The organism is Ramlibacter monticola (assembly GCF_016722785.1).
GTDB lineage: Bacteria > Pseudomonadota > Gammaproteobacteria > Burkholderiales > Burkholderiaceae_C > Ramlibacter > Ramlibacter monticola.
In genome coordinates, this window is sequence record NZ_JAEQNE010000002.1 from 1,067,070 (window position 1) to 1,087,663 (window position 20,594).

General features: G+C 71.0%; 20 protein-coding genes and 1 tRNA gene. 8 read left to right on the plus strand and 13 right to left on the minus strand.

The window, feature by feature from the left end:
• Positions 1-2 precede the first annotated feature (2 nt).
• Complete coding sequence (locus JJ685_RS13060) at positions 3-908, plus strand: 5'-nucleotidase (RefSeq protein ID WP_201674648.1); 906 nt, start codon at positions 3-5, stop codon at positions 906-908.
• 79 nt (positions 909-987) lie between these two features.
• Here JJ685_RS13060 and JJ685_RS13065 read toward each other — a convergent pair whose 3' ends face one another.
• From JJ685_RS13065 to JJ685_RS13100, 8 genes are all read right to left on the minus strand, one after another.
• Positions 988-1,938, minus strand: a complete 951-nt coding sequence (locus JJ685_RS13065; protein WP_201674649.1) for a DMT family transporter — start codon at positions 1,936-1,938, stop codon at positions 988-990.
• Between the two features lie 51 nt (positions 1,939-1,989).
• Positions 1,990-2,271: a hypothetical protein gene (locus tag JJ685_RS13070; RefSeq protein ID WP_201674650.1), complete on the minus strand. Its 282-nt coding sequence runs from the start codon at positions 2,269-2,271 to the stop codon at positions 1,990-1,992.
• 164 nt (positions 2,272-2,435) lie between these two features.
• Complete coding sequence (gene acuI, locus JJ685_RS13075; protein WP_201674651.1) at positions 2,436-3,419, minus strand: acrylyl-CoA reductase (NADPH); 984 nt, start codon at positions 3,417-3,419, stop codon at positions 2,436-2,438.
• A gap of 34 nt (positions 3,420-3,453) precedes the next feature.
• A complete protein-coding gene (locus tag JJ685_RS13080) occupies positions 3,454-4,008 on the minus strand; it encodes a cyclic nucleotide-binding domain-containing protein (RefSeq protein ID WP_201674652.1) in 555 nt (184 codons plus the stop codon).
• Positions 4,009-4,013: 5 nt separating this feature from the next.
• On the minus strand, positions 4,014-4,634 hold the full coding sequence (locus JJ685_RS13085; protein ID WP_201674653.1) for an ABC-type transport auxiliary lipoprotein family protein: 621 nt from the start codon (positions 4,632-4,634) through the stop codon (positions 4,014-4,016).
• Positions 4,631-5,608 (minus strand): MlaD family protein, encoded by a 978-nt coding sequence (locus tag JJ685_RS13090; protein WP_201674654.1) that lies wholly within the window; start codon positions 5,606-5,608, stop codon positions 4,631-4,633. The genes JJ685_RS13085 and JJ685_RS13090 overlap by 4 nt, the downstream gene beginning before the upstream one ends.
• Positions 5,609-5,626: 18 nt before the next feature.
• Positions 5,627-6,445: an ABC transporter ATP-binding protein gene (locus JJ685_RS13095; protein WP_201674655.1), complete on the minus strand. Its 819-nt coding sequence runs from the start codon at positions 6,443-6,445 to the stop codon at positions 5,627-5,629.
• Positions 6,445-7,569 (minus strand): MlaE family ABC transporter permease, encoded by a 1,125-nt coding sequence (locus JJ685_RS13100; protein ID WP_201674656.1) that lies wholly within the window; start codon positions 7,567-7,569, stop codon positions 6,445-6,447. The genes JJ685_RS13095 and JJ685_RS13100 overlap by 1 nt, the downstream gene beginning before the upstream one ends.
• 86 nt (positions 7,570-7,655) lie before the next feature.
• Here JJ685_RS13100 and JJ685_RS13105 point away from each other — a divergent pair, with 86 nt between their 5' ends.
• A complete protein-coding gene (locus JJ685_RS13105; RefSeq protein WP_201674657.1) occupies positions 7,656-9,467 on the plus strand; it encodes an acyclic terpene utilization AtuA family protein in 1,812 nt (603 codons plus the stop codon).
• Here JJ685_RS13105 and JJ685_RS13110 read toward each other — a convergent pair.
• Positions 9,422-10,372: a LysR family transcriptional regulator gene (locus JJ685_RS13110; RefSeq protein ID WP_201674658.1), complete on the minus strand. Its 951-nt coding sequence runs from the start codon at positions 10,370-10,372 to the stop codon at positions 9,422-9,424. The two genes, JJ685_RS13105 and JJ685_RS13110, sit on opposite strands and share 46 nt — an antisense overlap.
• Before the next feature lie 88 nt (positions 10,373-10,460).
• On the opposite strand from JJ685_RS13110, the gene JJ685_RS13115 reads away from it, so the two are divergent.
• Both JJ685_RS13115 and JJ685_RS13120 read left to right on the plus strand, forming a co-directional pair.
• Positions 10,461-12,002, plus strand: coding sequence for a CoA-acylating methylmalonate-semialdehyde dehydrogenase (locus tag JJ685_RS13115; protein ID WP_201674659.1), 1,542 nt, complete (start codon positions 10,461-10,463; stop codon positions 12,000-12,002).
• Positions 12,003-12,170: 168 nt separating this feature from the next.
• Positions 12,171-13,802 (plus strand): GMC family oxidoreductase, encoded by a 1,632-nt coding sequence (locus JJ685_RS13120; RefSeq protein WP_201674660.1) that lies wholly within the window; start codon positions 12,171-12,173, stop codon positions 13,800-13,802.
• A 40-nt stretch (positions 13,803-13,842) separates the two neighbouring features.
• Here JJ685_RS13120 and JJ685_RS13125 read toward each other — a convergent pair whose 3' ends face one another.
• Both JJ685_RS13125 and JJ685_RS13130 read right to left on the minus strand, forming a co-directional pair.
• Positions 13,843-14,535: a hypothetical protein gene (locus JJ685_RS13125; protein WP_201674661.1), complete on the minus strand. Its 693-nt coding sequence runs from the start codon at positions 14,533-14,535 to the stop codon at positions 13,843-13,845.
• Between the two features lie 112 nt (positions 14,536-14,647).
• Positions 14,648-15,700, minus strand: coding sequence for a hypothetical protein (locus JJ685_RS13130; protein WP_201674662.1), 1,053 nt, complete (start codon positions 15,698-15,700; stop codon positions 14,648-14,650).
• A 364-nt stretch (positions 15,701-16,064) separates the two neighbouring features.
• Here JJ685_RS13130 and JJ685_RS13135 point away from each other — a divergent pair, with 364 nt between their 5' ends.
• On the plus strand, positions 16,065-16,823 hold the full coding sequence (locus JJ685_RS13135) for a TSUP family transporter (RefSeq protein WP_201674663.1): 759 nt from the start codon (positions 16,065-16,067) through the stop codon (positions 16,821-16,823).
• 22 nt (positions 16,824-16,845) lie between these two features.
• A complete protein-coding gene (locus JJ685_RS13140) occupies positions 16,846-17,379 on the plus strand; it encodes a DUF2946 family protein (protein WP_201674664.1) in 534 nt (177 codons plus the stop codon).
• Positions 17,380-17,429: 50 nt separating this feature from the next.
• Here JJ685_RS13140 and JJ685_RS13145 read toward each other — a convergent pair whose 3' ends face one another.
• On the minus strand, positions 17,430-18,383 hold the full coding sequence (locus JJ685_RS13145; RefSeq protein ID WP_201674665.1) for a c-type cytochrome: 954 nt from the start codon (positions 18,381-18,383) through the stop codon (positions 17,430-17,432).
• Between the two features lie 186 nt (positions 18,384-18,569).
• On the opposite strand from JJ685_RS13145, the gene JJ685_RS13150 reads away from it, so the two are divergent.
• Both JJ685_RS13150 and JJ685_RS13155 read left to right on the plus strand, forming a co-directional pair.
• Positions 18,570-19,154 (plus strand): hemerythrin domain-containing protein, encoded by a 585-nt coding sequence (locus JJ685_RS13150; protein ID WP_201674666.1) that lies wholly within the window; start codon positions 18,570-18,572, stop codon positions 19,152-19,154.
• A 67-nt stretch (positions 19,155-19,221) separates the two neighbouring features.
• Positions 19,222-19,297: transfer RNA gene (locus JJ685_RS13155), tRNA-Arg, on the plus strand.
• A 52-nt stretch (positions 19,298-19,349) separates the two neighbouring features.
• On the opposite strand, the gene JJ685_RS13160 is transcribed toward JJ685_RS13155, so the two are convergent.
• A complete protein-coding gene (locus JJ685_RS13160) occupies positions 19,350-20,531 on the minus strand; it encodes a tetratricopeptide repeat protein (protein WP_201674667.1) in 1,182 nt (393 codons plus the stop codon).
• Positions 20,532-20,594 lie beyond the last annotated feature (63 nt).

The following is a 20,594-nucleotide window of genomic DNA, read 5'->3' on the forward strand; positions in this document are numbered from 1 at the left end:
CCATGCCCCCGCCTTCCCTCGAGAACAAGCTGGTCGTCGCGATCGCCTCGCGCGCCCTGTTCGACTTCGAGGAAGAGAACCGGGTGTTCGAGAGCGGCGACGCCGCCGGCTACATGCGGCTGCAGCTGGAGCGGCTGGAGCAGCCGGCCCGGCCCGGCATCGCCTTCTCGCTGATCCGCAAGCTGCTCGCCTTCAACGACGCCACGGCGCAGCGGGTGGAGGTGGTCGTGCTTTCCCGCAACGACCCCGTCTCCGGCATGCGCGTGTTCCGCTCGGCCGACCACGCCGGCATCCACTTGCAGCGCGGCGTGTTCACCCAGGGCCGCTCGCCCTTCGGCTACCTGCGGCCGCTGAAGGCCACGCTGTTCCTGTCGGCCAACGGCGACGACGTGCGCGGTGCGCTGGCGGCCGGCTTTCCCGCCGCCCACGTGCTGACCGAATCGGTGCTGGCCAGCGCGAACTACCCGAACGAGGTGCGCATCGCCTTCGACGGCGACGCCGTGCTGTTCTCCGACCAGGCCGAGCGCGTGTTCCAGGCCGAGGGGCTGGAGGCGTTCCAGCAGCACGAACTGACCCACGCCGCCGAGCCGCTGCCGGGCGGCCCCTTCAAGCCGCTGCTGGCCGCGCTGCACCGGCTGCAGCAGGCCGGCGACGCGCAGATGCGCATCCGCACCGCGCTGGTCACGGCGCGCAGCGCCCCCGCGCACGAGCGCGCGATCCGCACGCTGATGGACTGGAAGATCCACGTCGACGAGGCGATGTTCCTCGGCGGCCTGGACAAGAGCGAGTTCCTGCGCGAGTTCGAGCCGGACTTCTTCTTCGACGACCAGACCGGCCACGTGAAGCGCGCGGCGCTGCACGTGCCCGCAGGGCACGTTGCCGCGGGGATTGCGAACGCAGTGCCTTGACGGGGACAGGAAAACCTTTGACGGTTTCTTTTGCGTCCTCTGCGTACCCTTCGCGTCCTCTGCGTCCGGATGTTGGCCTTTACCGCGGCCCGCGCGCTTCCCGGCGGGCAATCCACAGCGTCGACAGGCAGATCACCAGGCCGCCGGCCAGCGTCGAGCGGCTCGGCCGGTCCGCGAACCAGATCCAGCCGATCAGCGTGGCCCACACCAGTTCCAGGAACTTGACCGATTGCGTGGCGGAGATGTCCGCCGTCGCATAGGAGCGCGTGAGGCAGTAGTGCGCCGTGCTTCCCAGCAGCCCGCAGGCCAGGAACAGCAGCCAGTGCACGAGCCCGGGCGCCTGCCAGTGCCACAGCGCCAGCGGCAGGCTCAACGCCGTGACGCTGATGCTCTGCCACGCCACGATCACCTCCGGCCGCTCGTAGCGCGTGAGCGCCTTGGTGATCAGGAAGGAGGCGGCGAACACCGGCGAGGACGCCAGCATCACCAGGTTGTAGAGGCCGCCGCTGCCGGCCAGCTTGGGCGCCACCACGACCAGCACGCCCGCCAGCCCGATCCCGGCGGCCAGCCAGCGCTCCCACCGCATCGGCTCCTTGAACACCAGCACCGCGCCCAGCATGATGAAGATCGGCCCGATGAATCCGATCGCGGTGACGTCGGCGATCGGGATGTGCGGCAGCGCGATGAACCACAGCACCAGGCCGACCGTGTGCACCGCGCCGCGCGTGAACTGCCCCGCCACGTTCTTCGGCCAGTAGGCGCCCAGCCCGGCGCGCAGCATCAGCGGCAGCATCACGGCGAAGCCCATGAGGTAGCGCAGGAACTGCGTCTGGAACGGGTCCAGCGTCAGCGACAGCCCGCGCATCAGCGAGTTCAGGATGACGAACAGGAGGCCGGAGACCGTCGACCAGAGCAGCGCCCGCACGTTGGGCGGCAGGCGCTCCATGCGGCGCTGGACGACCGCCGCGTGGCGGGCGAACAGGTGGCGCCGCGCGGCGCGGCGTCCGGCGGCGGGCGGGCTGGACTGCATGGAAGCAGCCACTATAGGGCGGAAGCCCGGAAGAGAACGAAGGCAGTACGCTCAGGGCTGCACGCGGCAGGTCGCCCCGTGCGTGTGCTGCGCGTGCACGTCGCCCGGCACCACCTTGTGCACCATCAGTTGCGCGTACATCGCCAGCCGCAGCACGAAGCCATGGCGCAGGTCGCAGCGCACGGCGGCAGGCTCCTGCCCCACGGCCTGGGCCTGGCTGCCGGTCAGGTCCACCCGCACGGTGGCCGCTTCGCGCCGGGAGCCCTCGATGCTGATGGCCATGATCACCGCCAGCACGATCCACGGAACGAAATGACCCCAAGCGTGCAGCATTTCGACGGGCCGCGCGTGGGTTCGGTGGGCGCTTGCGATCGGCATGCACGCACGGTACGACTGCGCCGGGCTCGCTTCGTTGACAGCTGTCAATGTCGCCGATGGCAAGCGCCGGCGTCGGATGGCCGGTAGGCGCTGCTACGCGCCCGGCTTAATGCGAGGAATCAACCGGCGGCGGTGTTCACCACGATACGCCCTCGTACCTGGCCGGCCATGAGCCGCTGCGCGGCGGCCACGGCCTGCGCCAGCGGGACCTCGCTGGTCATGGTCTCCAGCAGCGCCGGGTCGAGGTCGCGGGCCAGCCGGTGCCAGGCCTGCTCGCGCAGGTGCATCGGAGCCATCACGCTGTCCACCCCGAGCAGAGCGACGCCCCGCAGGATGAAGGGCATCACCGTGGCGGGCAGGTCGAGGCCTTGCGCCAGGCCGCAGGCAGCGACCGCGCCGCCATAGCGCACCTGGGCGCATGCGTTGGCGAGGGTATGGCTGCCCACCGCATCGACCACGCCGGCCCAGCGCTCCTTCTGCAGGGGCTTGCCCGGTGCCGCCAGTTCCGCGCGGTCGATCACCTCGGCGGCGCCCAGCTTGCGCAGGTACTCGCCCTCGCTCGCCTTGCCGGTCGCGGCCACCACCTTGTGGCCCATCTGCGCCAGCACCGCGGTGGCCACCGAACCGACCCCGCCGGTGGCGCCGGTCACCAGCACTTCGCCGTCGCCCGGACGCAGGCCGTGGCGCTCCAGCGCCAGCACGCACAGCATGGCCGTGTACCCGGCCGTCCCGATCGCCATCGCCTGGCGGGCGCCCAGCGCCGCGGGCCGGCGCACCAGCCACTGGCCCTTCAGCCGCGCCTTGCCGGCCAGGCAGCCCTTGTGGGTCTCGCCCACGCCGAAACCGTTGAGCACCACCGCGTCGCCCTGCTTCCAGCGCGGGTCGGCGCTGTCGACCACCGTGCCGGAGCCGTCGATGCCGGCCACCATGGGCCAGCTGCGCACCACCGGCGAGCGGTTGGTGATCGCGAGCCCGTCCTTGAAATTGAGGGTGGAATATTCGATGGCGACCGTGACGTCGCCTTCCGGCAGGAAGCTGTCGTCCACCTCGCGGACCGTCGCGCTGAACTCCGGGTTCTTGTCGAGGACCAGGGCCTGGAACATGGTGCACGCCTCCTTTGCGGTACGAATCTTCGGCTCACCCGACACGCTGGCGCAAGACCTTGACCAGCTGGCTGCTGATGTTGCGCAGCCTTTGCGCCAGCAGCTGCGTCAGCTTGACCAGCAGCTTGGCGCCGATGTCCGGCCGCGCGCGGATCAGACGCTCGACCCCGGCGCGGTCCAGCACCGCCGCCTCCACCTCGCCCAGCGCCCAGCAGCTCGCGTAGCGGGGTTCGCCGTCGAACATCGACATCTCGCCCAGCACCGTGCCGGGCCGCAGGACGGCGAGCCGGGTATTGTCGCCCCGCAGGTCGCGGTCGGCGTCCGGCCCGATGCGCTTGCCGACGTCCACCGAGCCGCGCAGCAGCAGCATCATCCAGTCGTCGGCGTCGCCCTCCGCGATCAGCATCTGCCCCGGCTGCGCGCGCACGTGGACCATCAGCGAGCCGAGCACGTCCACTTCCACCGGCGTGAAGTCCTGCAGCAGCACGCTGTGCTCCATCAGTTCCGGCAGGCCCGAGAGGCGCTCGCAGCATCCCAGCACCTCCAGTCCGGCGGCGCGCATCTGGTCCTCCAGCGTGGGGGTGGCCATGGCGTTCAGCGTTGCTGCAGCCAGGCGGCAATGTCCTCGGCCGCGGCGTCGGTGGCCGCCGCCAGCGCGCGCACGCCGCCGGGCGCATCGGCGCTGGTCGCGGGGCGCTGCACGCTGAACCTGCGCTGCGCCACCAGGCGCTCGCCGCCGCCGGTGTTTTCCAGCAGGGTGCAGCGCAGGCGCAGCACGCCCTGGCTCGCGGTGGGCGACTCGAACAGCTGGCTGAACTCCTCCAGTTCCACGCGCAGCACCGGGGGCGGGCTGCCGCCGCGGCGCGCCAGGGCCGCGGCGGCGGAGGCGTCGAGCACGGGCCGGTCGCGCCCCAGCACATCGCGCAGGCGCTGCCGCAGCAGCTGCCCGGGCGGGGCGCTCCAGCGCGCATAGGCGTAGGGACGCAGCTCGTTGGGATCGTCGTAGCCGAGGCGGTACAGCAGCGCGGGCGTCTCCAGGATGCCGCTCGTTTCCACCTCCGGCAGCACCAGCGCCGGGCGGGCCGGCGCGGTGGCCGAGGCCGCCGAGGGCTCCGGGCCGAAGTCGTACAGGGCCGGGCGCGCCGGCTTGCTGGGGAGCGCGCTGCAGCCCGCGAGCAGCAGCGCGATCGAGGGGAGCAGCGTGCGCCGCCTCATCGACGCGCCCCCGGCGCCTGCCAGCCCGGCTCGCCCGGACCGGGATGGGGTGGGCCTTCACCGTAGATCAACATCTGGGGATTTTCCGTGAGCTCGTTGATGGCCCGGCGCAGCGTGCGCAGGGTGTCGTTGCCTTCCTCGGCGAGATTGTTGACCCGCGGCAGCGTGGTCGTGCTGAAGGTCTCCACCACGTGCGCCAGCGAGTCGGTGCCCTCCCCGATGCGCTGCAGCGGCCCCCCCGGCGCGTTGATGCTCTGCGCGAGCTGCCCGAACTGCGCCGCGGCCGCGCTCACCTGGTCGGCGGTCGTGCGGAAATGGGTCGACGTCGCCTGCACGTCGCGCAGCGTGACGGAGGCCTGCGCGATGGCGGGATCCAGCTTCTGCTTCACGGTGGCGTCGAGTCGCTGCGCCAGCTGGTTGGTCGCCCCGGCGGCCTGGCTGACGTTCTCCAGCGCATCGGCGATGCGCTTCTGGTTCGGGTCGCTCAGCAGCGCGTTGACGCGCTCCGTCACCTCCTGCACGCGCTCCAGGATCACCTCGCCCTTCTCCTCCAGCCGCCCCAGCAGCCCCGGCTCCAGCGGGATGCGCGGCGGGTTGTCGTCGTCGGGGACCAGCCGCGGCGCCTGCTTGCCGTGGTCGGACAGCTGGATGAAGGCGAGGCCGGTGACGCCCTGGTAGCTGAGGGTGGCGAAGGTGTCGCGCGTGAGCGGCGTGTCGCGATCGACCTCCAGCCGCACCAGCACGTTGCCGACGGCCTTGGGATCGAAGCCGATGCGCCGGACCTTGCCGACGTCGACGCCGCGGAAGCGCACCGGCGCCTGTTCCTGCAGGCCGGTGACCGTCTCGCGGGTGGAGATCTCGTAGGTGTCGCGCACGCCGGTCTCGCGCGTCAGCCAGGAGGCGAGCCCCAGCACGAGCGCCGTCATCAGCGCCACGAAGATGCCGGCGGCCATGGCGTGGGCCTTGTTTTCCATGATGCGTTTCTACCTTGATCAGATCGCGAACGGGTACTCGCGCAGCAGCTCCATCGCGCGCTGGCCGCGCTCGCCCAGGAAGAAATCCTCCACGAAGGGGTGCCGGAAGGCGATCACCTCCCGCGGCTTGTCGTTGACGATCACGTGCTGGTCCGCCAGCACGGCGATGCGGGTGGACAGCTCGAACAGCGTGTCCAGGTCGTGCGTCACCATCACCACGGTCAGCGCCAGGTCGCGGTGCAGCGAGCGCAGCAGGCTGACGAAGCCGTCGGAGCTGTCGGGGTCCAGGCCCGCCGTGGGCTCGTCCAGCAGCAGCAGCGGCGGGTCCATGATGAGGGCGCGCGCCAGCGCGGCGCGCTTGATCATGCCGCCGGACAGTTCCGAGGGCATCTTCTCGGCGTCGGCGGGCTTCAGGCCCACCATCTGCAGCTTCACCATGGACGCCTCGACGATCAGGCGCCGCGGCAGGGTCTTCAGCTCGCGCAGCGGGAAGGCCACGTTCTCCAGCACCGTGAAGGCGGAAAACAGCGCGCCGTGCTGGAACAGCATGCCGATGCGGCTGGAGGCGCCCGGCCCGGCGAACTGGTCGACCGGCCGCCCCATGATGTGCACCTGGCCCCGATGGGGGCGCTCCAGTCCCAGGATCTGGCGCAGCAGCACCGTCTTGCCCGAGCCGGAGCCGCCGACGATGGAGACCACCTCGCCACGGTTGACCGTCAGGTCCAGGTCCTTGTGGACCACGAGACGGCGGTCCGGCGTGTCGAAGACCGACCACAGCTTGCGGATCTCCACCACGGGCCGGGTGCCGTCGGGAAGCGGGGACAGGGTGTCGGCCATCAGATCCCCACGTTGCTGAACAGGATGGCGAACAGCGCATCCACCAGGATCACCACGGTGATCGCGGTGACCACCGAGGCCGTGGTGCCCTGCCCCAGGCTATTCGTGTTGGGCTGCACGCGCAGGCCGAAGTGGCAGCCGATCAGCGCGATCAGGATGCCGAACACCACCGACTTGGACAGGCCCAGCACCAGGTTCGACACCCGCACCGCGTCGGGCAGCGCCTTGAGGAAGAACAGCGGGCTGATGCCCAGCGACAGGTCGGCGGCGACCATGCCGCCGATCAGGCCGGCGATCGTCGTCCAGCAGGCGATCAGGGGCATGGCGATGGACAGGGCCATGGCCCGCGGCATCACCAGCCGGTAGGTGTGCGAGATTCCCATGACGCGCATCGCATCGAGTTCGTCGGTCACCCGCATCACCCCGATCTGCGCCGTGATGGCGGAACCGGAGCGCCCGGCGATCAGGATCGCGCCCAGCATGGGCCCCAGCTCGCGCACCAGCGCGATGCCGAGGATGTCGACGATGTAGGCGTCGGCGCCGAACTGCTTCAACTGCTGCGCCGTGAGGTAGGCCAGCACGACGCCGATCAGGCCGCCCACCAGCGCCGTGATCGGCAGGGCCGTCGCGCCGATGCGGTAAAGGTGGCCGGAGAAGTCGCGCCAGGGGGCCCGGTGCGGCGCCCGCACCAGTTCACGCAGGTCGATGGTGAGTTGCCCGATGAGCTGGACGAAGCCCTTGACGTGGTCGAAGGCGCGCAGCAGCAGCCCCCCGAAGGCCAGATAGAGCATCCAGAGGCTGGTGCGCTTGCGCCGCGACCGGCGGGTCGTGAACTGGGCCACCCGTTCGAGGATGGCGCGCTGCGCGGGCAGCAGCTCCAGCTGCTCCGGCCAGTGGTGGCCCCAGTGGTCCCACAGCAGCTGGGCGCCGACGTGGTCCAGCGCCGCCTCGCGCAGGTCCCACTGCTGCTGGCGGCCTCCGCGCGGCAGCCCGCGCTCCAGGTCGCGGAACAGGTTCGGCCGCGCGAACTGGGCGGAGGTCCATTCTCCGAGCAGCCGCACGGCATGGCCCTGCGCGGCTGGCGCTTGCTCGAGGCGGGGCGTGGCATCGACGGTCGTCACCATGGGGGCTGTCCATCGTAACGGCAGAGCCTTCGCCTGTGGGGGCTGCCGGACCCCGGGCGGTATAACGTTGGCGGAAGGAGACTGCCATGGCCAAGGACGTCGTGCGCATCGGGGGTGCTTCCGGCTTCTGGGGGGACAGCAGCGTCGGCGCACCGCAGCTGGTGGCGCGCGGCGGGATCGACTTCCTGGTGTTCGACTACCTGGCCGAGCTGACCATGTCCATCCTGGCGGCGGCGCGGGGCAAGGATCCCGGGCTGGGCTATGCCACCGACTTCGTGCAGGTGACCCTCAAGGACCTCCTGGGTGACGTGCTGCGTCGCGGCATCCGCGTGATCAGCAATGCCGGCGGCGTGAACCCGCAGGCCTGCGCGGAGGCGCTGCGGGCCCTCGCCATCGAACAGGGCCTGGACGTCCGGGTCGCGGTGGTGACTGGAGACGACGTGCTCCCGCTGCTGCCGGCCCTGCGCGACGAAGGTGTGCGCGAACTTCAGACCGGTGCGCCGCTGCCGGCGAAGCTGCTCACCGCCAATGCGTACCTCGGCGCACTGCCGATCCGCGCCGCGCTGGATGCCGGCGCGCAGGTGGTGATCACCGGCCGCTGCGTGGACAGCGCCGTGACCCTGGGCGCGCTGATGCATGCCTTCGACTGGGCGGCCGACGACTGGCCGAGGCTGGCCCAGGGCAGCCTGGCCGGCCACGTGATCGAGTGCGGCTGCCAGGCCACCGGCGGCCTGCACACGGACTGGGACGCCGTGCCGGACTGGGCGCACATCGGCTACCCCGTCGTCGAGTGCCACGCCGACGGCGGATTCGTCGTGACCAAGCCGCCGGGGACGGGCGGGCTGGTGAATCCCGCGGTGGTGGCCGAACAGGTCCTGTACGAGATCGGCGATCCGCGACGCTACCTGCTGCCGGACGTGAGCTGCGACTTCTCGCAGGTGCGGCTGGAGGCGGCGGGCGAGCATCGCGTGCGGGTGAGCGGCGCGCGGGGCTGCGCGCCCGGACCGCAGTACAAGGTGTCCGCCACCTACCCGGACGGCTGGCGCTGCACCGGGCAGCTGACGATCGTCGGCACCGACGCCGCGCGCAAGGCGCAGCGCACCGGGGAGGCCATCCTGGAGCGCACCGGCGAGCTGCTCGCCGCGCGCGGCTGGGGCGGCTGGACGCGCACCCGCATCGAGGTGCTGGGCTCGGAGCGCGCGAACTTCGGCCCCCATGCGCGGGCGGCCGACGTGCGCGAGGCGGTGCTGCAGGTGTCCGCGATGCACCCGCGCAAGGAGGCGCTGGAGCTGTTCGCGCGCGAGATCGCGCCCGCCGGAACGAGCTGGTCGCCGGGCACGACCGGGGCGGGCGGGCGGCCGGGCCCCGCGCCCTGCATCCGGCAGTACGCGTTCCTCGTCGACAAGGCGCGGCTCGCGCCGTGCGTGCACCTCGAGGGCCGGCAGCTGGCGGTCGACATCCCGACCGGCCAGCCTCCGGTGCCCGCGCCCGAGGACACGCCTGCCGTCGCGGCGGCCCTGCCGCCCGGGCCCTGGATCGAGGTTCCGCTGCTGCGCCTCGCCTGGGCGCGCAGCGGCGACAAGGGCGACCAGTCCAACATCGGCGTGATCGCCCGGCGGCCCGAGTGGCTGCCCTGGCTGCGGGCGCAACTGACCGCGGACCGGGTGAAAGCGTGGCTGTCGCACCTGGTCGCCGGCGAGGTGCGCCGCTTCGACCTCCCGGGCCTGCACGCGATGAACTTCGTCTGCACGCAGGCGCTCGACGGCGGCGGGATGGCGTCGCTGCGCAACGACCCGCTGGGCAAGGGCATGGCGCAGGTGCTGCTCACCCTGCCCGTGCAAGTCCCCGCAGGCTACGACTCCGCCACGAATCCGCGCGCGAACGACGCGCGCAAGTGATCCACGAAGCACTGCACCGCCCGCGGCACCCGCGCCGACCACGGCCGGATCGCGTACACCGCATCGCCGAAGAAGCCCAGCGGCCGCCACTCGGGCAGCAGCTGCACCAGCTCGCGAGGCCCCAGGTGCGCCGCCGCGCTGAAATCCGGCAGCAGCCCGATCCCGATGCCCCCCAGCACCGCTTCGCGCAGCACCTCGCTGTTGTTGGCGCGCAAGGGCCCCTCCACCGCCACCACGACGCGCTCCGCCTTGCGGCCGGCGCCGCGTTCGAATGACCAGCTCTGGCTGCCGCCCTGGCGCAGGTAGGCCAGGCAGGCGTGCTGCGCCAGCTCGGAAGGATGGCGCGGCGTGCCATGCTCACGCAAGTAATCGGCGCTGGCGACCAGCAACGAACGCGAGGCGCAGAGCTGCCAGGCCACGTGCGTGTCCGGCGGCGCCTGCGCGTGGCGGATCGCCAGGTCGAAGCCCTCCTGCGCCAGGTTCACGAAGCGGTCGCTGAGGTCCAGGTCGAGGCGGATCTCCGGATACTGCCGCAGGAAGCCCGCCAGGGTGGGCGCCACGTACTGGCGACCGAGCGCGACCGGGGCGCTCACGCGCAGCAGCCCGCGCGGGGAGCCGGCCAGGTCGCGGATGCCTTCGAAGCTGTGGGTGATGCGCTCGAAGGCGCCGCGGGTCTCGTCGGCGAGTTGCTGCCCCGCCTGCGTGAGGCCGACCGAGCGCGTGGTCCGGCGCACCAGCGGCACGCCCGCGACGCGTTCCAGCTCCGCGATGCGGGCGCTGACGGAGGCCTTGGAGATGCCGAGCCGGCGCGCCGCCTGGGTGTAGCTGCGCGTCTCGGCCAGCACCGTCAGCAGGTGCAGGTCGGCGAAGGAGGGATGCGGGCTGCTTGCGCTCACATTGTTCATTTTCCCAAACAATCTGATCGGCGTCCGCGCCTTTGCAAACGCTCCCCGCGGGCCTAGACTGGCCCTCCACCGCATTGGGAACCCCGCCATGAACGCACCCGACAAGAACCGTCCCGCCGCCACGCAGGCCTCGATCGAACACTGGATCGGCGGCAAGCTGGCAGCCGGCCAGAGCGGCCGCCGCGCCGACGTGTTCAACCCCGCCACCGGCCAGGCCAGCGGCCAGGTCGCGCTGGCCAACGCCACCGAAGTGGCGCAGGCCGTGGCCGCGGCCCAGGCCGCCTTCCCGGCCTGGGCCGACACGCCCCCGATCCGGCGCGCCCGCGTCATGTTCAAGTTCCTCGAATTGCTGAACCGGCACCGCGACGAGCTGGCCCGCATGATCACGGCCGAACACGGCAAGGTATTCACCGACGCCCAGGGCGAGGTCACGCGCGGCATCGAGATCGTGGAGTTCGCCTGCGGCATCCCGCAGCTGCTCAAGGGCGACTACACCGACCAGGTCTCCACCGGCATCGACAACTGGACGATGCGCCAGCCGCTGGGCGTGGTGGCCGGCATCACGCCCTTCAACTTCCCGGTGATGGTGCCGATGTGGATGTTCCCGGTGGCCATCGCCGCCGGCAACGCCTTCATCCTGAAGCCGAGCCCGCTCGACCCGACGCCCTCGATCCGGATGGCCGAACTGCTCAAGGAAGCCGGCCTGCCCGATGGCGTGTTCAACGTGGTCCAGGGCGACAAGGACGCCGTCGACGCGCTGCTGGAGCACCCCGACGTGAAGGCGGTCTCCTTCGTCGGCTCCACGACGATCGCGCAGAAGATCTACGAAACCGGCGCCAGGCACGGCAAGCGCGTGCAGGCCCTCGGCGGCGCCAAGAACCACATGGTGGTGATGCCCGACGCCGACATGGACCAGGCGGTCGATGCCCTGATCGGCTCGGCCTTCGGTTCGGCCGGCGAGCGCTGCATGGCCATCTCCGTCGGCATCCTGGTCGGCGAGGCCGCCGACCGGATCATGGAGAAGCTGGCCGAGCGCACCCGGCAGCTGAAGGTGAAGAACGGCGTGGAGCTCGATGCCGAGATGGGCCCCATCGTCACCTCGGTGGCGCACCAGCGGATCGCCGGCTACATCGCGCAGGGCGAAACCGAGGGGGCGAAGCTCGTGGTGGACGGCCGCAAGTTCCAGGGCGCCATGGCCGGCGCCGGCTGCGACAACGGCTTCTGGCTGGGCGGCACCCTGTTCGACGGCGTCAAGCCGGACATGAAGATCTACAAGGAGGAGATCTTCGGCCCGGTGCTCGGTTGCGTGCGCGTGAAGGACCTGAAGGAAGCCACCGACCTGGTCAACTCCCACGAGTACGGCAACGGCGTGTCCTGCTTCACCCGCGACGGCAACGTGGCGCGCGAGTTCTCGCGCCGGGTGCAGGTGGGCATGGTGGGCATCAACGTGCCGATCCCGGTGCCGATGGCGTGGCACGGTTTCGGCGGCTGGAAGAAGAGCCTGTTCGGCGACATGCACGCCTACGGCGAGGAAGGCGTGCGCTTCTACACCAAGCAGAAGTCGATCATGCAGCGCTGGCCGGAGAGCATCTCGAAGGGCGCGGAGTTCGTGATGCCGACTGCCAAGTAGAGGGCAGGCGAGGAAAACCCAAGACCGAACGCAGAGGACGCAAAGGTACGCAAAGGGCGCAGAAAGGACAGGAATCCTTTAAAGGTATTCTCTGCGTCTTCTGCGTACCTTTGCGCCCTCTGCGTTCGGCTGTCTGGTTTTGCGGCTGCCGGGGCCGGGGAGGAGACCTTGAGCGACACCAGCTTCGACTACATCATCATCGGCGCGGGGACCGCGGGCTGCCTGCTCGCCAACCGGCTCAGCGCCGATCCGGCGAAGCGCGTGCTGCTGATCGAGGCGGGGCCGCGCGACGACTACCACTGGATCCACATCCCGGTCGGCTACCTCTATTGCATCGGCAACGCGCGCACCGACTGGCTGTACTACACCGAGCCCGATGCCGGCCTCAACGGCCGCAAGCTGCGCTATCCGCGCGGCAAGACGCTGGGCGGCTGCTCCAGCATCAACGGCATGATCTACATGCGCGGCCAGGCGCGCGACTACGATGGCTGGGCCCAGCGCCTCGGCGACCAGAACTGGTCCTGGGAGCACTGCCTGCCCCACTTCAAGCAGCACGAGGACTACTACAAGGGTCCCGACGCCATGCACGGCAGCGGCGGCGAGTGGCGGGTGGAGAAGCAGCGCCTGCGCTGGGATGTGCTGGACGCCTTCGCCAAGGCGGCGCAGCAGGCCGGCATCCCGCACAGCGAGGACTTCAACCGCGGCAACAACGAAGGTGTCGGCTACTTCCAGGTGAACCAGAAGAACGGCTGGCGCTGGAACACCGCCAAGGCCTTCCTGCGCCCCGCCTGCTACGGCCGCCCGAACTTCGAGCTGTGGACCAAGGCGCAGGTCAAGCGCCTGCTCTTCGAGACCCTCCCGGACGGGACGAAACGCTGCACCGGCGCCGAGGTCTGGACCGGCGAGGGCATGGAGTCGGCGCAAGCCGCGCAGGAAGTGCTGCTGTGCGCGGGCAGCATCGGTTCGCCGCAGATCCTGCAGCTCTCCGGCATCGGGCCGGCGGCGCTGCTGCGCGAGCACGGCATTCCCGTGGTGCAGGACCTGCCCGGCGTGGGCGAGAACCTGCAGGACCACCTGCAGATCCGCGCGGTCTACAAGGTGGACGGCGTCGCCACGCTCAACACGCTGGCGAACAGCTGGTGGGGCAAGCTGAAGATCGGCATGGAGTACGCGCTCAAGCGCAGCGGGCCCATGAGCATGGCGCCCTCGCAGCTGGGCGCCTTCACGCGCAGCTCGCCCGAACAGCCGTACCCGAACATCGAATACCACGTGCAGCCCCTGAGCCTCGATGCCTTCGGCGAGCCCTTGCACGGCTTCAATGCCTTCACGGCGAGTGTCTGCAACCTCAACCCGACGAGCCGCGGCTTCGTGCGCATCCGCAGCCCTCGCTTCGAGGACGCGCCGGCGATCGCGCCGAACTACCTGAGCACGGAACACGACCGCAAGGTCGCGGCCGATTCGCTGCGCGTCACGCGCCGCATCGCCTCGCAGCCGGCGCTGGCCGCATTCAAGCCGCAGGAGTGGAAGCCCGGCGAGCAGTACCAGAGCGACGAGGACCTGGCGCGGCTGGCCGGCGACATCGCCACCACGATCTTCCATCCGGTGGGCACGACCGCCATGGGCCCCGACGACGACCCGATGGCGGTGCTCGATGGGCGCATGCGCGTGCGCGGCATCGCCGGCCTGCGCGTGGTGGACGGCGGCGCGATGCCGACCATCACCAGCGGCAACACCAACTCACCGATCCTGATGATGGCGGAGAAGGCCGCGGAGTGGGTGCGGCAGGACGCGCGGCACTAGACATCATGGTCGCCCCTCTCATCAGAGAGAGGCGGCCAGCCTAGAAGCTCAACCCCGCGCGCAGCATGACATCGTCGATTTCGATGCGCGGCTGCCGCACGGTGCCGGCCGGGGCACCGGCGCGCAGCAGCGGCTGCACCGGGCTTGCGGACTGGCGCGCGCGCGTCCAGGCGAAGCCGAAGTGCCAGGGCGATCCGGCCGGCGAAGCGTCGAGCCCCAGCAGCAGTTCGCGCCGGCCCCCGCCCTTCAGGTCCGCCGTGTCGAAGACACCGTGGAAGTCCACCTCCAGCCGGTGCCGCACGCTGCCCCTGAATTCGGCTGAGGGTTGCCACCGCCAGCCAGCCCCGTCGAAGACATGGCTCCACCGCACCCCGGCCAGCAGCAGGCTGGAGGTTTCGCGCAAGCCCTGCGCCGACGGCGTGGAGGCGATCTGGCGCCGCTGCTGCAGGCCGTGCAGACCGAGCCAGCCTTCGCCCCATGGGGCAGGCGCGAGCGGCCGCCAGGCGAAACCGAATTCCAGGTCGCGGTGGCCGGAGTCCGTGTCCAGCGGCACGCCGGCCTGGGTCTGGCCGCGATAGTCGAGCCCTCCCGCGGCGATGCCCGCGCTGGCACGCAGCGCGCCGCCGCGCGCCAGCTCCAGCTCGCCTTGCGCCTGCAGCCGCAGCAACTCGCCGCTCTCGGTGACGAGGCGGCGGCCGTCGTCGGCGCGTTCCACCAGCCGGCGGTGGACCACGCCGGCGGCAACCTCACCCGTCGCCCCGGCGGCGTGTTGCGCCCCCGCGCCGGCCGCGCAACACGCCAGCCCCAGGACCAGGCCTGGCCGGCCCCAGCCTCCCCTCCTCACTTCAGAGCTGGAGGCGCGACAGGCTGCGGGACGTGTCGTAGGTCCCGTCTCCGTTCGTGTCCACCTGGAGCTGCAGGGTGTCGTTGCCCGTCACGGTCATCAGCAGGGCGGAGCCCTTTCCGGTCACCTTCATGCTGCCGCTCAGGAGCATGCCGTTCGCGAACGGGTTGACCACCACCGCTTCCGGCGTGCCGATGTCATAGGTCGTCAGCGCCGTGCCGAGGCTCGGGTTGTCGCTTTCCACCGTGGCGGAGATCTGGATCCTGGCCCCGTCGAACGAGAAGGTCTCCACGCGGTGCGAATAGTTCTTCAGGGTCAGCGTCCTGGGCGTCGAAACGGCCGTGACCTTCCAGGAGAACGAGGGGGAGGTCATGGTCACCGCCGCCCTGACGCTGTCGCTCTGCACCAGATGCAGGTCGAGCGCGCCATCCAGGAGCACGTTGGCGAGCGACAGGCTGCTGGCCTGCATCCGCAGGGTGACGTCCTTCGGGTAAGTGGAGGAGACGGAATCGAAGCTGCCTGCCGTGATGGTCAGCGTCAGGTGGCCATTCAGGCGGGCGTTGCCGCCGCCGAAGTCCTCCACGCAGCCGCTGGCGCTCAGGCTCAGGGCATCGCCCGGCACCGCGTTGGCGCTGCCGGAACCGCTGGCGGTCACCGTGACCGTGCCGCCGCCGGAGCAGGCGACGGTTTCCGTCTGGGTGACACCCGTCGCCAGGGCGGGCGTGCGCGGGGCCATCGCCAGCATCTTGCGCGCTACGCCTGCGATGGCCACGGGCCCGGGCAGGGCGGCGCCGCCGCTGACTTGCGCGCCCGTGACCAGGGACCCCCCGAGGTCGGCGACGGACGTGCCCTCGCCCGCGATCTGGACGGCTTCGGCCGCGACCGCTTGCTGGTTGGACGGCGTGACCACGAGCTGCACCGCGACCGGGCCCACGGGCCCGGGAGTGGGATCCGCGGCACCGCCGCCACCCCCGCCGCAGGCGGTGAGCAGGGAGAGCAGGGCCACCAGCGCGGCCTGCGGGGCGGCGCTGCGCACAATCTTCGATCGGGACAAGGGAAACTCCTCTGGCTTCTTGGTTTGGAACTGATGAGCTTAGCTTTCCCCGGGCCTGGCTTTCCTCGTCCGAAGGACGGAAAGCAGTTCGGTGTGTGTCATTTGCCCCACACATCCATGGTCCAGCCGGGAAATCCCGGATGCACTGCGGTTGTGCAACACGTTACAGTCCCGGCACTCGCGCTGCACCCCCAGAGGGCGCAGCAGGACGAGGGACCGAGGAGACAACCCCCCAGAACACCAATACATTGCCGGGGCCCCACGAAGGGCCGCCGACTCGCAGGCGCCGCTGATGCGGCGCCTTCTTTTTTGGGCTCAGCCATTCGCAAGGGCCGCAGCCGCCCGGCTGCCACAATCGCGCGCCATGGAATTGCTGCTCGTGTCGCTGGCCTCGGTGCTGGCCGGGTTCATCGACGCGGTGGTGGGCGGCGGCGGACTCATCCTGGTGCCGGCCCTGTTCGCCGTCTTTCCCGGCGTGCACCCCGCCACCCTGTTCGGCACCAACAAGAGCGCCTCCATCTGGGGAACAGGCATCGCGGCGGTGCAGTACAGCCGCCGCGTCCAGGCCGACGTGCACTCCCTCCTGCCCGCCGCCGGCGCGGGCTTCTGCGGCGGTTTCGCGGGCGCGTGGGCGGTCACCGTGGTGCCGCCGGATTTCCTGCGCAAGCTGCTGCCCCTGATCCTGCTCGGGGTGCTGCTGTACACGCTGGTGCGCAAGGACCTCGGGCGCGAGCACCTGCCGCGGCTCACCGGCCGCGCGCAGACGCTGGCCGCCTGCGCCATCGGCCTTGCCCTCGGCTTCTACGACGGTTTCTTCGGCCCCGGCACCGGCAGCTTCTTCGTCTTCCTGTTCGTGCGGGTGCTCGGCTACGACTTCCTGAACGCTTCGGCCGCGGCCAAGCTGCTGAACACGGCCACCAACCTCGCCGCGCTGATCCTGTTCGCGCTGAAGGGCCACGTGTGGTGGAACTACGCCCTGGCGCTGGCCGCGGCCAACATCATTGGCAGCCTGCTGGGCACGCACCTCGCGCTCAAGCACGGGGCCTCCTTCGTGCGGATCATGTTCATCCTGGTCGTCAGCGCGCTGATCCTGAAGACCGGTTACGACGCCTTCCTGCGCTAGCCCCGGCGCCAGATAATGGCCCATGGACGACATCGTGCGCCAGGCCATGGCCAAGTGGCCCAACGTGCCGCATTGCTACGGCTGGCTCGGCCTGGACGACCGCGGCAACTGGTACATGCGCGACGACAGCGTGCAGGCCGCGGGCGCCTTCCCGCAGGCCAAGGGCTCGCTGCTGCGGCACGAGAAGCTGATCGAGTTCATCCACCGCAACTACGACCGTGACGCGCAGGGCCAGTGGTTCTTCCAGAACGGCCCGCAGCGCGTGTACGTCGAACTGCAGGCCACGCCCTGGATCTGGCGCGTGGCGGACGCCGATGCGGTGAGCACCCATACGGGCCTGCCGGCGCAGGTGAAGTCCAGCCTCGTCGACGAGGAGGGCCGCCTGTACCTGGAATGCGACCGCGGCTTCGGCCTCGTGCACACGCAGGACATCGTGCGCGCCTCCGAGGCAGTGGAGGCCGGCCGATGGGTTCCGCTGGAAGTGCGCGCCGCCGACCTGCCCGGGCGCTTCGGCTACGTCCCCAGCCCGGCGCAGAGGGCGCGCGCGACGCCCTGAAACGACGAAGCCGGCGCGAGGCCGGCTTCCGTGCGGGGAATGCGCGCCGCTTACTTCGCGGCGTTCGCCATGTATTCCACGGCGGCCTTGATGTCGGCGTCGGGCGCCGGGCTGCCGCCCTTCGGGGGCATCGCACCCTTGCCCTTGAGGGCGCTGTTCACCAGCGCGGGCACGCCCTGCGCGAGGCGCGGAGCCCAGGCGGCCTTGTCGCCGAACTTCGGCGCGCCGGCGACGCCGGCGCCGTGGCAGGCGACGCAGGTGGAATCGTAGACCGTCTTGCCGTTGCCGCCGGCAGCGGCAGCCGGGGCGGCAGCGGCAGCCGGAGCGGCAGCGGCGGCCGGCGCAGCGGCCGTGGCCGTGGCGGCAGCCGCGGGGGCTGCGGCCGGAGCCGCGGCTGCGGCGGGCGCAGCCGGGGCAGCGGGCGCAGCGGCGGCAGGTGCGGGCGCGGCGCCGGCCGCAGGTGCGGCAGGCGCGGCCGGCTCGGCGAACTTGGCACCGCCGGCGTTGGCCATGTAGGCGACCGCGCGGGAGACTTCCACCTCGTTGTACTCGCCGCCGGCCTGGGGCGGCATGGCGCCCTTGCCCTTCACCGCGGAGGCGACCAGCGCCTCGAAGCCGTTCTTGATGCGGTTGGCCCAGGCGGCGGCGTCACCGAACTTCGGCGCGCCGGCGGCGCCGGTGCTGTGGCAAGCCGTGCACTGGCCCTTGAACACGTCCTCGCCGCTGCGCAGCGGCCGGTTGGCGTCGCGGATCTCCACCGTGCCGACCTTGCGGATGCGCTCGGCCACGCCGCGCTCGATGTCCTGCGCGGTCACGCCGCCGAGGGCGTACTTCTCGATGTCCTTGCTGCCGGCCGGCTTGTTGTCGGCCACGACGTAGGCCACCAGCGCGATGATGATGAACACCGGGACGATGAACGCGAACAGCACCGTGACCAGCAGTTGCTTCGGCGTCTTGATCGGGCCGGTATGACCGGTATGGGCTTCCATCGGGCTGTCGCTCATGTGTCTCTCGTTTGGCGGCGTTCTTTGATGAACCCGCGATTATATCGGCGGGGCTGGAGGCGCCTTCCCCTGTGGCATGCTTCACGACGCGCAGCCGCGTGCGATGTTCGTCACGGCGCCTAGTTGACTTGCATCATCGCACCCCGGCCCGATCTCCCCGAAGCTTCGAAGTGGAGGTCTGATTGCATGTCCGGTTCATCCGCCCTGAGCATCATCCGCGAGGAACACGCCGCAGTGTCGGCGCTGCTTCGCTCCCTGCGCCTGCTGGTGGACAAGGGTCCAGGCGAGCAGCGCGTCCGCTTCTTCGAGTCGGTGCGCGCCATGTTGTTCTACATGGACGAATTCCCCGAGCGCCGGCACCACCCGAACGAATCCAGGCTCCTGTTCCCGATGCTGTGGCGCGCGGCGCCCGAGGTGCAGCCGATCCTCGAGCGGCTGGAGGAGGACCACGCGGTCGGCGAGCGCCGGGTGCGCGAGCTCCAGCAGATGCTGGCGGCCTGGGAGTTCCTGGGCGAATCGCGCCGGACGGCCTTCGTCGCCGGGTTGCAGGACTACGTTCACAAGTACCTGCAGCACATGCACACGGAGGAAATGCACCTGCTGCCCCTCGCCGCCACGCGCTTGAGCCCGCAGGACCACGCGGAGCTCAACGCCGCCTTCGAGGCCGCGCGCGATCCGCTCGCGGGGGGCAGGCAGGACGCCATGTACGCGGAGCTGTTCGACCATATCGTGCAGCACGCCCCCGCGCCGATCGGGCTCGGACAGGGCTGACGCAAGCCCCGCATTCGCCCCTTCGCGCCGGCATGCCCGGCACTGCCCGTACAATGGGCGTCCTCGCGCGGCTGTAGCTCAGTGGATAGAGTATTGGCCTCCGAAGCCAAGGGTCGTGGGTTCGATCCCCGCCAGCCGCGCCATCTTCCGCCAGGCCGTTGATCCGCAACGGCCTTCCAGGCCAGCCTCCCGCTCTCAGCTCGCCCCCGGATCGGGCCGCTTCGCGCGCCCCAGTACGGTGTCGCTCAACTTGCCGCCAAAGAAGCCGGGCCGGTCCAGCAGGCGCCGCGCCAGCCGCTCCAGCGCGGCGCGCTCGCCGGCCTGGCCCGCCAGCAGGGCGCGCGCATAGCGGCCGGTGACATTCGCCGGATCGAGGCGGTCGGCCGTGTCCAGGTGATGCAGGGCCTCCGCCGCTTCGCCCATGAGCCCCAGGACGAGCCCCAGCGCGCCGTGCGTCTCGGCGAAGTTGCGGTCGATCGCCAGCGCCTGCCGGAAAGCCTGCAGCGCTTCGACCCGCTTGCCCTGCAGCAGCCGCGCCCACCCCAGGGCATGCCAGGTGCCGACGTGATCCGGCATGCTGCGCGTCGCGCGTTCCAGCCGGGACTCGGCCAGCGGGAAGTCTTGTGCCTGCAGGCTGGCCAGGCCCAGGCCGGACCAGATGCGGCCGTCCTCCGGGTTGCGCTCCAGCGCGCCCTGCAGCAGTTGCGAGGCGAGCGCCGGGTCCCCTTCGGCAAGGGCGACCGAGCCACGGGCTACTTGCGCCTCGAGCTGCCCGGGTTCGGCCGCCAGGGCCGCATCGGCCAGCCGGCGGGCAGCGGCGAAGTCTTCCAGGTCCACCGCGATCAGGCTCGCGGCGCCGCGCGCGGCGGGCTGCAAGGTCCCCGCCGCCTCCTGCGCCATCGCCCACGCCATGGCCTCGTCCAGCGACTGCAGCCGGTGCATCGCGCGCAGCCAGAGCAGCTGCAGGGCCTGCACTTGCTCCGCCGGCGCCTGCGCGCCCGGCGCGGCATCCAGCCAGGGCTGCACCAGCGCGCGGCAGGCTTCGAACTCGCCCTGCAGCAGGCGGACATGGGCGAGATCATGAGCCGGCACGGGATGCTCCCCGGCGAGCGCGCGCACGCGCTCCAGCAGTTCGGCCGCCTGCCGCAACTCCCGTCGCGCGATCGCGATGCGCGCGCGGCGGAACAGCCACGGCGCGGCATCGAGGTCCAGCCGCTCGGCGCGGGCGATGTAGCCCTCGGCCCGCGCGTGCTCGCCGCAGCCGATCGCGGCTTCGCAGGCCTCGGCCAGCAGGGCCGGATTGGACGGGTCCTGCGCCAGGTACCCGGCCAGGCGCTCCAGGCGGATGGCGGCGGAAGAGGAGGGTGTGGCGGTCATGGTCTGCGTTATATCCACGGAAGTCGCCTGCCGTTTAGGCCCGCCCACGCCCCGGCCCCCGGA